Genomic DNA, 11,088 nt, shown 5'->3' with positions numbered 1-11,088 from the left:
GTCAAGGGTGCCGAGCAGATTCTGCGCAAGGAAGTCAATGCCGGTGTGCATGCTGACTTGCTGGGCCGCCTGAAGACCGAACTTTGAGAGGGGTGTCACCATGGCCGAACTAGCCACCATTGCCCGTCCTTACGCTGAAGCCCTGTTCAAGGCCTCCGGGTCTGACCTGGGCGGCACCTCGACCTGGCTCGATGAGCTGGCGGCCGTAGCAAGCAATGTCCAGTTGCAGCAGTTTGCCGGCAACCCCAGCGTGACAGCGTCGCAGACATTCGACGTGATCGCCGGTGTTGTCAAGGCGACGCTGCCTGAGGCTGCGAAGAACTTCCTGCGCACCGTGATCGACAACGGCCGCATCAGCGTGTTGCCGGAAATTGCCAGCCAGTTCCGTGCATTGAAAAATGCGAAGAGCGGTTCGTCCGATGCCACCGTGTACAGCGCCTTTGCGCTCGAAGGTGCGGCATTGGCCGATCTGGCGGCGACGCTGGAAAAGCGCTTTGGCCGCAAGCTCAACCTCACGGTGGAGCTGGAGCCGGCCCTGATCGGTGGCGTGCGTGTCGTGGTGGGTGACGAGGTGCTGGACACCTCGGTGAAAGCCCGTTTAGAGCAAATGAAAGTGGCGCTGATTTCCTGAGCTGGCGTCAAGGCGCAGTACCCCGGTTTTTAGCCAACAACATAGAAAGAAGGAAAGAGTCATGCAACTCAATCCCGCAGAAATTTCTGAACTGATCAAGAGCCGTATCGAAGGCCTGACTGTCAGTGCCGACATCCGTAACCAGGGTACCGTTGTGTCGGTGTCCGACGGCATCGTCCGCGTCCACGGCCTGTCCGATGTGATGCAGGGCGAGATGCTGGAATTTCCTCCCACGGCGGACGGCACGCCCACCTACGGCCTGGCGCTGAACCTCGAGCGCGACTCGGTCGGCTCGGTGATTCTGGGTGAATACGAACACATCGCCGAAGGCGACACCGTCAAGTGCACGGGTCGCATTCTGGAAGTGCCGGTTGGTCCCGAGCTGCTTGGCCGCGTGGTCAACGCCCTCGGCCAGCCTATCGACGGCAAGGGCCCGATCAACGCCAAGATGACCGACGTGATCGAAAAAGTTGCGCCCGGCGTGATTGCCCGTAAATCGGTGGACCAGCCCCTGCAGACCGGCCTGAAGTCCATTGACTCCATGGTGCCCGTCGGCCGCGGCCAGCGTGAACTGATCATTGGCGACCGCCAGACCGGCAAGACGGCTGTGGCGATTGACGCCATCATCAACCAGAAGGGCCAGGGCGTCTCCTGCGTTTACGTCGCGATTGGCCAGAAAGCCTCGTCGATCAAGAACGTGGTGCGGTCGCTGGAGCAAGCCGGCGCGATGGACTACACCATCGTTGTGGCTGCTTCGGCTTCCGAGTCGGCTGCCATGCAGTATGTCAGCGCCTACTCCGGCTGCACCATGGGCGAGTACTTCCGCGACCGCGGCCAGGACGCGCTGATTGTGTATGACGACCTGTCCAAGCAGGCCGTGGCTTACCGCCAGGTCTCGCTGCTGCTGCGCCGCCCGCCAGGCCGCGAAGCCTATCCCGGCGACGTGTTCTATCTCCACAGCCGTCTGCTCGAGCGTGCCGCCCGCGTGAACGAAAAGTACGTCGAAGATTTCACCAAGGGTGAAGTCAAGGGCAAGACCGGTTCGCTGACGGCCCTGCCGATCATCGAAACGCAGGCCGGCGACGTGTCCGCCTTCGTTCCGACCAATGTGATCTCGATCACCGACGGCCAGATCTTCCTGGAAACCAGCCTGTTCAACGCCGGTATCCGCCCCGCCATCAACGCCGGTATCTCGGTGTCGCGCGTCGGTGGTGCGGCTCAGACCAAGCTGATCAAGAACCTGTCCGGCGGTATCCGTACCGACCTGGCCCAGTACCGTGAGCTGGCTGCGTTTGCGCAGTTCGCTTCCGATCTGGACGAAGCCACCCGCAAGCAGCTGGACCGCGGTGCCCGCGTGACGGAACTGCTCAAGCAGGCGCAGTATTCGCCCCTGTCCATCTCCAACATGGCCTCCACGCTGTTCGCAGTGAACAAGGGCTTCATGGACGATGTCGAGGTCAAGAAGGTCCTGGCTTTTGAAGCCGGCCTGCACAGCTACCTCAAGGACAAGCACGCTGCACTGATGGCCAAGCTCGAAGCCAACAAGGCGATGGACAAGGACGCCGAGGCAGAGATGACCACGGCCGTGGCTGCGTTCAAGAAGTCGTTTGCCTGATCCGGACCTGAAGACATCAAAGCCCAGGGCTTAGAAACCATTTAGGAAGCAATATGGCAGCAGGCAAGGAAATACGCGGCAAGATCAAGTCGGTGGAAAACACCCGCAAGATCACCAAAGCCATGGAAATGGTGGCGGCCTCCAAAATGCGCAAGGCGCAGGAACGGATGCGCGCCGCCCGACCTTACAGCGACAAGATTCGCAACATCACGGCCAATCTGGCCCAGGCCAACCCCGAGTACACGCATGCCTTCATGCAGGTCAACGATGCCAAGGCCGGCGGCTTCATCGTGGTCACGACGGACAAGGGCCTGTGCGGCGGTTTGAACACCAACCTGCTGCGCCAGGTCACGGTCAAGCTCAAGGAAATGCAGGCGGCGGGTCAGGGCATCCAGTCGGTGGCCATCGGCAACAAGGGCCTGGGTTTTCTGAACCGGATCGGCGCGCAGGTGGTGTCGCATGCGACCCAGCTGGGCGACAAACCCCATCTGGACAAGCTGATCGGGCCGGTCAAGGTGCTGCTGGATGCGTACAGCGAGGGCAAGATCAATGCGGTTTACCTCTGCTATACACGCTTCATCAACACCATGCGCCAGGAGCCCGTGGTCGAGCAGCTGCTGCCGCTGACGGCAGACCGGCTGCAGGCTGACAAGGATCAGCACGGCTGGGACTACATCTATGAGCCTGATGCACAGACGGTCATTGACGACCTGCTGGTCCGTTACGTCGAAGCGCTGGTTTACCAGGCGGTCGCCGAGAACATGGCGTCCGAGCAGTCGGCCCGCATGGTGGCCATGAAGGCCGCCACGGACAACGCCGGCAGCGTGATTGGCGAACTCAAATTGGTTTACAACAAAACGCGTCAGGCGGCGATCACGAAAGAACTTTCGGAAATCGTCGCCGGTGCCGCAGCGGTTTAAACCGCGATTCAAGATTTAAAGAACGGAAAAGGACTCAATCATGGCTCAGGCTCAAGGCAAGATTGTTCAGTGTATTGGTGCTGTGGTGGACGTGGAATTTGCGCGCGACCAGATGCCCAAGATCTATGACGCGCTCAAGATGGAAGGCTCCGCGCTGACCCTGGAAGTCCAGCAGCAGCTGGGCGACGGCATTGTGCGCACCATCGCACTGGGCACCTCCGACGGCCTGCGCCGCGGCAACGTGGTGTACAACACCGGCGCCAACATCACGGTGCCCGTGGGCAAGGCCACCCTGGGCCGCATCATGGACGTGCTGGGTGCGCCGATTGACGAGCGCGGCCCCGTCAGCCAGGAGCTCACCGCCCCGATTCACCGCAAGGCCCCGGCTTATGACGAGCTGAGCCCTTCGCAGGAACTGCTGGAAACCGGCATCAAGGTGATTGACCTGGTGTGCCCGTTTGCCAAGGGCGGCAAGGTCGGCCTGTTCGGCGGCGCCGGCGTCGGCAAGACCGTGAACATGATGGAGCTGATCAACAACATCGCCAAGGCACACTCGGGTCTGTCCGTGTTTGCCGGTGTGGGTGAACGTACCCGCGAAGGCAATGACTTCTACCACGAGATGGCCGACTCCGGCGTCGTGAACCTCGAGAACCTCGGCGAGTCCAAGGTCGCGATGGTGTACGGCCAGATGAACGAGCCCCCAGGCAACCGTCTGCGCGTCGCGCTGACCGGCCTGACGATTGCCGAGTCCTTCCGTGACGAAGGCCGCGACGTGCTGTTCTTCGTGGACAACATCTATCGCTACACATTGGCCGGTACCGAAGTGTCCGCGCTGTTGGGTCGCATGCCTTCCGCCGTGGGTTACCAGCCGACGCTGGCCGAGGAAATGGGTCGCCTGCAGGAGCGTATTACCTCCACCAAGGTCGGTTCGATCACTTCCATCCAGGCCGTTTACGTGCCAGCCGATGACTTGACCGACCCATCGCCTGCCACCACGTTTGCCCACCTGGATTCCACCGTGGTGCTGTCCCGTGACATCGCTTCGCTGGGTATCTACCCTGCAGTGGACCCGCTCGACTCGACCAGCCGCCAGCTCGACCCGAACGTCGTTGGTGAAGACCACTACGCCACGGCCCGTGCCGTGCAGGGCACGCTGCAGCGCTACAAGGAACTGCGCGACATCATCGCGATTCTGGGCATGGACGAACTCGCACCTGAAGACAAGCTGGCCGTGGCCCGCGCCCGCAAGATCCAGCGTTTCCTGTCGCAGCCGTTCCACGTGGCTGAAGTGTTCACCGGTTCGCCCGGCAAGTACGTGACCCTGGCTGAAACCATTCGCGGCTTCAAGATGATCGTGGCCGGCGAGTGTGATCACCTGCCAGAGCAGGCTTTCTACATGGTCGGCACGATTGACGAGGCGTTCGAGAAGGCCAAGAAGGTCTAAGTCATGGACACCTCACACACCATCCATGTCGATGTTGTCAGCGCGGAAGAGTCCATCTTTTCCGGCGAGGCCAAATTCGTGGCTTTGCCGGGCGAGGCTGGCGAGCTGGGTATCTACCCCCGCCACACGCCGCTGATCACCCGGATCAAACCCGGTGCTGTGCGTATTGAAAAAGCCGATGGTTCGGAAGAGTTTGTTTTCGTGGCCGGCGGCCTGCTCGAAGTGCAGCCTCACTGTGTCACGGTGCTGTCCGACACGGCCATTCGCGGCAAGGACCTCGACGAAGCCAAGGCCACAGCGGCCAAAGCCTCGGCCGAGGAAGCGCTGAAAAACGCCAAAACCGATATTGATATCGCGATGGCCCAGTCCGAACTGGCCGTCATGGCCGCGCAGATTGCTGCACTGCGCAAGTTCCGCCAGAAGAAATAAGGCCCCCCCCAGCGTCTGGCCGGTGTCCGCACCGGTGCCAAAGCCCCTGCCGCAAGCCAGGGGCTTTTTATTTGCCTTGCTGTGCGTGCCGGGTCCCCGCCGCTGTAAGCCCCTGCCGACAGCTGGAGAGCCGTCTGGCGCGCTGTCAGACGCGGCGCGCGGCGCTACGATGAGTGCATGGCATCTTGTTCCGGTCTGGGCCTCTCCTGCGGTGGTATGCAGTGGTGAAAGCCGCCACGGTGGCGGTTCCGCCCAGGCTCAGGCCAGCCGCGCTGGCCGCAGGCGTGAGGCAGGCGCTCAATGCTTGGTACGCCGCCCGGGGCTGGAAACCGTTTGTTTTTCAGCGTGAAGTCTGGACGGCGGTCAGAAGGGGTGAATCGGGTTTGCTGCACGCCACCACCGGCGCGGGAAAAACCTATGCGGTCTGGCTCGCCGCCCTGCAGGCTTTTGCAGCGCAGCATCCCGGAAAATCTGCCGGCCTGGCTGCCCCGCTGACGGTGCTGTGGCTGACCCCCATGCGCGCACTGGCCGCCGACACGGTGCGCGCCTTGCAGGCGCCGCTGGAGTCTCTGCATGCCGCCTGTCCAGACGTCGCAACGTGGAGCGTTGGTGCACGCACCGGAGATACCCCCAGCGCCGAGCGCAGCGCACAGACCCGGCGACTGCCCTCGGTGCTGGTGACCACCCCCGAAAGCCTGACTTTGCTGCTGTCACGTGCCGATGCCCAGGACAGCTTGCGCAGCCTCCGGATGGTTGTGGTCGATGAATGGCATGAGCTGATGGGCAACAAGCGGGGTGTCCAGGTCCAGCTGGCGCTGGCCCGCCTCAAGGCCTGGCACGGCGCTGCGCATGATGGGCCGGAGCGCAGCCCGTCGAACCCTGCTCTGACGGTCTGGGGCATGTCCGCCACCTTGGGCAACCTGCAGCAGGCCATGCTGGCCTTGCTGGGCCCGGCCAGCGCCGGTACGCTGGTGCAGGGAAAGGTGCCCAAGAAACTCGTGATCGACTCCTTGCTGCCCGCGACAACCGCGCGTTTTCCCTGGGGCGGTCATCTCGGCCTGACCATGCTGCCGCAGGTGGTTGAAGAAATATCACGCAGCCGCACCACACTTGTGTTCACCAACACCCGCTCGCAATCGGAGATCTGGTACCAGGCCCTGCTGCAGGCTAAACCCGAATGGGCGGGGCTGATCGCCCTGCACCACGGCTCGCTGGACCGGGGGGTGCGCGAGTGGGTTGAGCACGGACTGAAAAATGGCGAATTACGGGCCGTGGTCTGCACCTCCAGCCTCGATCTGGGGGTCGACTTCTTGCCCGTGGAGCGTGTGCTGCAGATCGGCTCGCCCAAAGGTGTTGCGCGCCTGCTGCAGCGCGCGGGGCGCTCCGGCCATGCACCGGGGCGCCCGTCGCGTATCACGCTGGTGCCCACCCACAGCATCGAGATGGTCGAAGGCGCCGCAGCACGCGCTGCCATTGCTGGGGGCCATATCGAGGCCCGCAGCTCGCCGGAGCAACCGCTGGATGTGCTGGTGCAGCACCTGGTCACGGTGGCACTGGGCGGCGGGTTTGTGCCCGAAGATCTTTTCGCCGAAGTACGCGGCACAAGCGCCTACGCCGGCCTGTCGCGGGAAAGTTGGGACTGGTGTTTGGCCTTCGTGAGCCGGGGCGGCCCCTCACTTGCCGCTTACCCCGACTACCGGCGCGTGGTGCCCGACGACGCCGGCATCTGGCGCGTACCCGATGCGCGCCTGGCGCGGCGCCATCGCATGAACATCGGCACCATCGTCAGCGATGCCAGCATGAGCGTGCAGTACCTGGGCGGCGCCCGGATCGGCAGTGTGGAAGAAAGCTTTGCCGCGCGCATGAAGCCGGGCGACTGCTTCATGTTCGGCGGACGGCTGCTGGAGCTGGTGTACATCCGCGAAATGACAGTGTGGGTACGCCGCGCCAGTGGCAAGCGACCGGCGGTGCCGCGCTGGAATGGCGGGCGCATGCCCTTGTCCACCACATTGGCAGACGCCGTGGTGCAGCAGCTCGCGCTGGCCAGTGAGGGCAGGTATGACACGCCGGAGCTGCGCCGGCTGCGCCCGCTGCTGGACATCCAGCAACAGTGGTCGGCGCTGCCGACGCCGCAGACGCTGTTGGCCGAGGTGCTCAAGACCCGTGAAGGCTGGCACCTGTTTCTTTACCCCTTTGCCGGCCGCCATGTGCACCTGGGCCTGGCGAGCCTGATCGCCTGGCGTGCCGCGGAACATGCGCCGCGCACCTTTTCGATGGCTGTGAACGATTACGGCTTCGAACTGCTGTGTGCGCAGGAGATCGACTGGCCCCGGTTGCTGCCCCAGGTGCTGCAAACTGGCCCCCTGCAGCCGGCGCTGGACGGCGCTGATGCGCCAGGATCGGCAGCCTCCCATGCCTTGCTCCATGAAGTGCTGCAGAGCCTCAACGCCGGTGAACTCGCGCAGCGCCGCTTTCGCGAGATTGCCCGGGTGTCCGGCCTGATCTTTCAAGGCTACCCGGGTGAAAAACGCAGCAACAAGCAGCTGCAGGCATCGTCTTCGCTATTCTGGGAGGTCTTCAAAAAGTATGACCCGGCCAACCGGCTGTTGCAGCAGGCCGAGCAGGAGCTGCTGGCGCAGGAACTTGACATTGACCGGCTGCAGGCCAGCCTGGCGCGCATGCAGTCGCAGCATCTGGTATTGCAGCCCCTGGCTCGCCCGACGCCGTTTGCCTTTCCGTTGATGGTCGAGCGCTTTCGTGAGCAGCTCTCCAACGAGAGCGTGGCAGAGCGGATTGCGCGCATGGTGCAGCAGCTTGAGGCCGCTGCCGGCCTGCCCGCAGGATCTGGCGCCAGGCCCGCTGGCAGCGCTGTCAACGCTGCGGTTCAAGCGGCGCAGGTGTTGCAGGCCTTGCCCTTTGGGCAGGAGGCGCCGCAGGCGCCGGGTTCGCGTCCGGCACCCGTTTCCCGTCGCAAGCCGCTACGTGTGCGGCGTACGCCATGATGCCCGCTGGGCTCGTCCCCGGTACGCCGCTGCCAGTGCGCTACGCGCAGGAGACTGTCTGGCTGCTGCCGGAGCGGGCGTTGTGGTGGCCGGCGGGCAGCGTCCTGTTTGTAGCGGATCTGCACCTTGGAAAAGCTGCTACCTTTCGCGCATTCGGGCAACCGGTGCCCGCGGGCAGCACCGCTGAAAACCTGCGTCGGCTGGATACGCTGATCCACCACTATCAACCCGCACGCCTGGTCTTTCTGGGCGATTTTCTGCACGCGCGGCAGGCGCGGTCGGCATCCGTTCTGGCAGCCCTCGCCCGTTGGCGTGGCCAGCATGCGGCACTTGACTGCGTGCTGGTGCGCGGCAACCACGACAGCCACGCCGGTGACCCGCCAGCCGCGCTGGGATTTGACGTGGTCAATGAGCCGTGGCCGGTGGGCCCCTTTGCGGCCTGCCACCACCCCCAGCAACACCCGACGCTGGCGGTGCTTGCGGGCCACCTGCACCCGGTGCTGACCTTGCGCGGCGCCGCGCGCGAGCACTTGCGCTTGCCGTGTTTCTGTCTTGATCCCGGGCTCGCGCTGCTGCCGGCGTTCGGCGAGTTCACCGGTGGCTCGGTGGTGCGCCCTGCGCCTGGGCGCCAGCTGTATCCGCTGGGCGGTCAAACCGTCTGGCGCCTGCCGGCCAGCGCGTGACGTCGGCGCGGTCACGACTGTGGCTCACGCCATACAGTCGACAGGAGGAATAAACATGCCTGAAAGGCTCATGAATATTGCGCAAGACGCTATCAAAACAGGAGTCGTTGTAACAAATCGACACCATCCCTGACGCCAGCGATCAGCCGTGTGCGGTACCGTCAACGCTCCTGAAACCGCAAACAACCCAACAACCCAACAACAAGAGGCACGCCCATGGACAGTATTCTGGACAGCTTGACCTGGGATGACAACGCGTCGGCGGCACGCCGCCCACGTTCGCTACGTGCTGTCTGGTTCAAACGGGCACTGGTTCTGCTGGCAGCCGTGGCGACCCTCGGGGTGCTGCTGGCGGGTTGAGCTACTGCAGCGCCGGGGTGTCCGGCAGCTCGTTGCTGTTGGCCGGGGCCAGGCCTGCCTCCAGGGGCAGCGCAAAGTGCTGCATCAGCAAGGCCGAACATTCTTCCAGAGCCTGCGTCAACCCGTCTTCGTAGCGGCGCTCACGGAAGGCGTTGGCCATGCGTGCCACCATCGCCTGCCACTGGTCCGGACTGACATGCCGGGCCACACTGCGGTCGGCGACAATTTCAATCGCGTGCTCCGCCAGCAGCAGGTAAATCAGGATGCCGTTGTTGTGCTCGGTATCCCAGACCCGCAACTTGCCGAACATCGTCATCGCCCGCTCACGGATCAGGACGCGCAGGGGGGTGTTGCGGCCCAGCCGCCACAGGTAGCTGACCGGCAGGGACGACTCGACACAGATGCGGATCTCGCCGGTGTGGCGCCTTTCGCTGGCGGCCACGCGCTGCGCCAGCCGCTCCAGCAAGTCCGGCGGAATCGCGCGGGCCGTGTCGGACGCATCCAGCCACAGGTGCCTGGTCAGGACGTTGAGCTTGCTGATCATGATGCTCACCAGCTCCCGGACGCGCCGCCGCCGCCGAAATTGCCGCCACCGCCGCTGCTGAAGCCGCCGCCACCGCCGCCGCCCCAACCACCGCTGCTGCCACCGCCAAAGCCGCCTCCGCCCCAGCCAGAGGACCGTCCCGCCCGCCCGACGGAGCCCAGAGCGCCCACGCTGGCGATCAGCGCGAACACCGCGCCGATCAGCGTGGAGACCCCGCCAATCAGCAGGCTGCTGGTGAAGAGCCAGGCCAGGCCGCCGACCGCGCCGCCGGTCACCACGGCGCCCAGCTTGCGCCCGAAGATGCCCGACATCACCCGGGCGCCTATCGGAACCGCAAAAAACAGGAAAACCGCCATGTCGGTCCAGTTGAAACCTTTGCCGCCAGCGCTGCCGGCCTGGGCCTCGGGCACAGGCAGGTTCTCCCCGCTGATCAGGGCGATGATCTGGTCGGTGGCCGCGTCCAGCCCGCCGGCGAAGTCGCCCTGACGGAAACGCGGCGTGATGGCGCGGTCGATGATCTGGCGCGCCGCCAGGTCGGGAATGGCGCCCTCCAGCGTCTTGGTGGTTTCGATGCGCACCTTGCGATCGTTTTTTGCCACCACCAGCAACAGCCCGTCACCGACGTCCTTGCGCCCGATCTTCCAGCTGTCGCCGACCCGCTGCGCGTAGGCGGCAATGTCTTCCGGCGCGGTGCTTGGCACCATCAGTACCACCACCTGGGCGCCGCGTGCCTGCTCGAAAGCCGCGAGCTTGGCCTCCAGCGCCTGGCGCTGCGCGGCATCGAGTGTTCCGGTGCTGTCGATCACGCGCGCCGTCAGGGCGGGCACAGGCAACACATCCTGGGCCCACGTTGCCGGGGCGCTGAACAGCAGGACCGTGGACAGCAGCAGGCCCAGCGCGATGCGCGCTGACACGGCGGCCGCGGTACGGCCCGGGAAGCCAGGCAGAAAGCTGCGCACGAGAGGCAAGGCGCTACCCGCCTATTTCTTGTTGAAATCCACGGTCGGAGGCGTCGAGATCTGTGCCTCGTTCTGCACACTGAAGTTGGGTTTGACCGTGTAGCCGAACACCATGGCCGTCAGGTTGTTCGGAAAGCTGCGGGCCAGCACGTTGTAGGCCTGCACCGCCTGGATGTAGCGGTTGCGCGCCACGGTGATGCGGTTTTCGGTGCCTTCCAGCTGAACGCGCAGGTCCTGGAATCCCTGGTTGGCCTTGAGGTTGGGGTAGTTTTCCGTCACCACCAGCAGGCGGGACAGGGCAGAACTGAGCTCGCCCTGAGCGGCCTGGAATTTCGCAAAGGCCTCAGGGTTGTTCAGGGTCTCCGGCGTCACCTGCATGGAGGTGGCTTTGGCCCGGGCTTCCACGACCTTGGTCAGGGTTTCCTGCTCGAAATTGGCTTCACCCTTGACGGTGGCCACGATGTTGGGCACCAGGTCGGCGCGGCGCTGGTACTGGTTGAG

Annotated in this window: 11 protein-coding genes and 1 pseudogene; 9 read left to right on the top strand and 3 right to left on the bottom strand. The window is 64.3% G+C overall.

Translation table 11 applies throughout. The features are described from left to right. The 9 genes and pseudogenes from PSV33_RS14180 to PSV33_RS14140 form a co-directional block, all read left to right on the top strand. Positions 1-87 (top strand): annotated as a pseudogene (locus PSV33_RS14180) (F0F1 ATP synthase subunit B); the annotation flags it as partial. A 13-nt stretch (positions 88-100) separates the two neighbouring features. After that, positions 101-631 (top strand): F0F1 ATP synthase subunit delta, encoded by a 531-nt coding sequence (locus PSV33_RS14175; protein WP_300562846.1) that lies wholly within the window; start codon positions 101-103, stop codon positions 629-631. 61 nt (positions 632-692) lie between these two features. After that, positions 693-2,246 carry a F0F1 ATP synthase subunit alpha gene (gene atpA, locus PSV33_RS14170; protein ID WP_300562845.1) on the top strand — a complete coding sequence of 518 codons (1,554 nt, stop codon included), beginning with the start codon at positions 693-695 and terminating at the stop codon, positions 2,244-2,246. A 53-nt stretch (positions 2,247-2,299) separates the two neighbouring features. Next, the gene (gene atpG, locus PSV33_RS14165; protein WP_300516982.1) at positions 2,300-3,166 is read left to right on the top strand and encodes a F0F1 ATP synthase subunit gamma; all 867 of its coding nucleotides are present in this window, start codon (positions 2,300-2,302) and stop codon (positions 3,164-3,166) included. 40 nt (positions 3,167-3,206) lie between these two features. Further along, on the top strand, positions 3,207-4,610 hold the full coding sequence (gene atpD / locus PSV33_RS14160; protein WP_096668774.1) for a F0F1 ATP synthase subunit beta: 1,404 nt from the start codon (positions 3,207-3,209) through the stop codon (positions 4,608-4,610). 3 nt (positions 4,611-4,613) lie between these two features. Next, entirely contained in the window at positions 4,614-5,039 is a 426-nt protein-coding gene (locus PSV33_RS14155) for a F0F1 ATP synthase subunit epsilon (protein ID WP_300562844.1), read from the top strand. 284 nt (positions 5,040-5,323) lie between these two features. Next, positions 5,324-8,041, top strand: a complete 2,718-nt coding sequence (locus PSV33_RS14150) for a ligase-associated DNA damage response DEXH box helicase (RefSeq protein ID WP_300562850.1) — start codon at positions 5,324-5,326, stop codon at positions 8,039-8,041. Then, positions 8,041-8,724, top strand: coding sequence for a ligase-associated DNA damage response endonuclease PdeM (pdeM, locus tag PSV33_RS14145; protein WP_300562848.1), 684 nt, complete (start codon positions 8,041-8,043; stop codon positions 8,722-8,724). Before PSV33_RS14150 ends, pdeM begins: the two co-directional genes overlap by 1 nt. Before the next feature lie 216 nt (positions 8,725-8,940). Continuing rightward, positions 8,941-9,084: a hypothetical protein gene (locus PSV33_RS14140; RefSeq protein ID WP_300562843.1), complete on the top strand. Its 144-nt coding sequence runs from the start codon at positions 8,941-8,943 to the stop codon at positions 9,082-9,084. Position 9,085: 1 nt separating this feature from the next. Here the strand turns inward: PSV33_RS14140 and PSV33_RS14135 are convergent, their stop codons facing one another. From PSV33_RS14135 to PSV33_RS14125, 3 genes are all read right to left on the bottom strand, one after another. Next, positions 9,086-9,628 (bottom strand): TPM domain-containing protein, encoded by a 543-nt coding sequence (locus PSV33_RS14135; RefSeq protein ID WP_300562842.1) that lies wholly within the window; start codon positions 9,626-9,628, stop codon positions 9,086-9,088. A gap of 5 nt (positions 9,629-9,633) precedes the next feature. Continuing rightward, positions 9,634-10,542, bottom strand: a complete 909-nt coding sequence (locus tag PSV33_RS14130; RefSeq protein WP_300562840.1) for a TPM domain-containing protein — start codon at positions 10,540-10,542, stop codon at positions 9,634-9,636. A gap of 66 nt (positions 10,543-10,608) precedes the next feature. Further along, positions 10,609-11,088 (bottom strand): LemA family protein (locus PSV33_RS14125; RefSeq protein WP_300562838.1); only part of this gene is annotated, 480 nt, incomplete at its 5' end.

This window comes from Polaromonas sp. (assembly GCF_029945895.1).
Classification (GTDB): Bacteria; Pseudomonadota; Gammaproteobacteria; order Burkholderiales; family Burkholderiaceae_C; genus Polaromonas.
The sequence above is the reverse complement of the archived record's forward strand: the minus strand, read 5'-3'. Positions and strand labels throughout refer to the sequence as shown.

Excerpts from the sequence above, each read along its gene's own strand:
- PSV33_RS14155 (WP_300562844.1), top strand. The coding sequence starts at position 4,614 with ATGGACACCTCACACACCATCCATGTCGATGTTGTCAGCGCGGAAGAG.
- PSV33_RS14140 (WP_300562843.1), top strand. The coding sequence starts at position 8,941 with ATGGACAGTATTCTGGACAGCTTGACCTGGGATGACAACGCGTCGGCG.
- PSV33_RS14135 (WP_300562842.1), bottom strand. The coding sequence starts at position 9,628 with ATGATCAGCAAGCTCAACGTCCTGACCAGGCACCTGTGGCTGGATGCG.
- atpG (WP_300516982.1), top strand. The coding sequence starts at position 2,300 with ATGGCAGCAGGCAAGGAAATACGCGGCAAGATCAAGTCGGTGGAAAAC.
- atpD (WP_096668774.1), top strand. The coding sequence starts at position 3,207 with ATGGCTCAGGCTCAAGGCAAGATTGTTCAGTGTATTGGTGCTGTGGTG.
- pdeM (WP_300562848.1), top strand. The coding sequence starts at position 8,041 with ATGCCCGCTGGGCTCGTCCCCGGTACGCCGCTGCCAGTGCGCTACGCG.
- PSV33_RS14175 (WP_300562846.1), top strand. The coding sequence starts at position 101 with ATGGCCGAACTAGCCACCATTGCCCGTCCTTACGCTGAAGCCCTGTTC.
- atpA (WP_300562845.1), top strand. The coding sequence starts at position 693 with ATGCAACTCAATCCCGCAGAAATTTCTGAACTGATCAAGAGCCGTATC.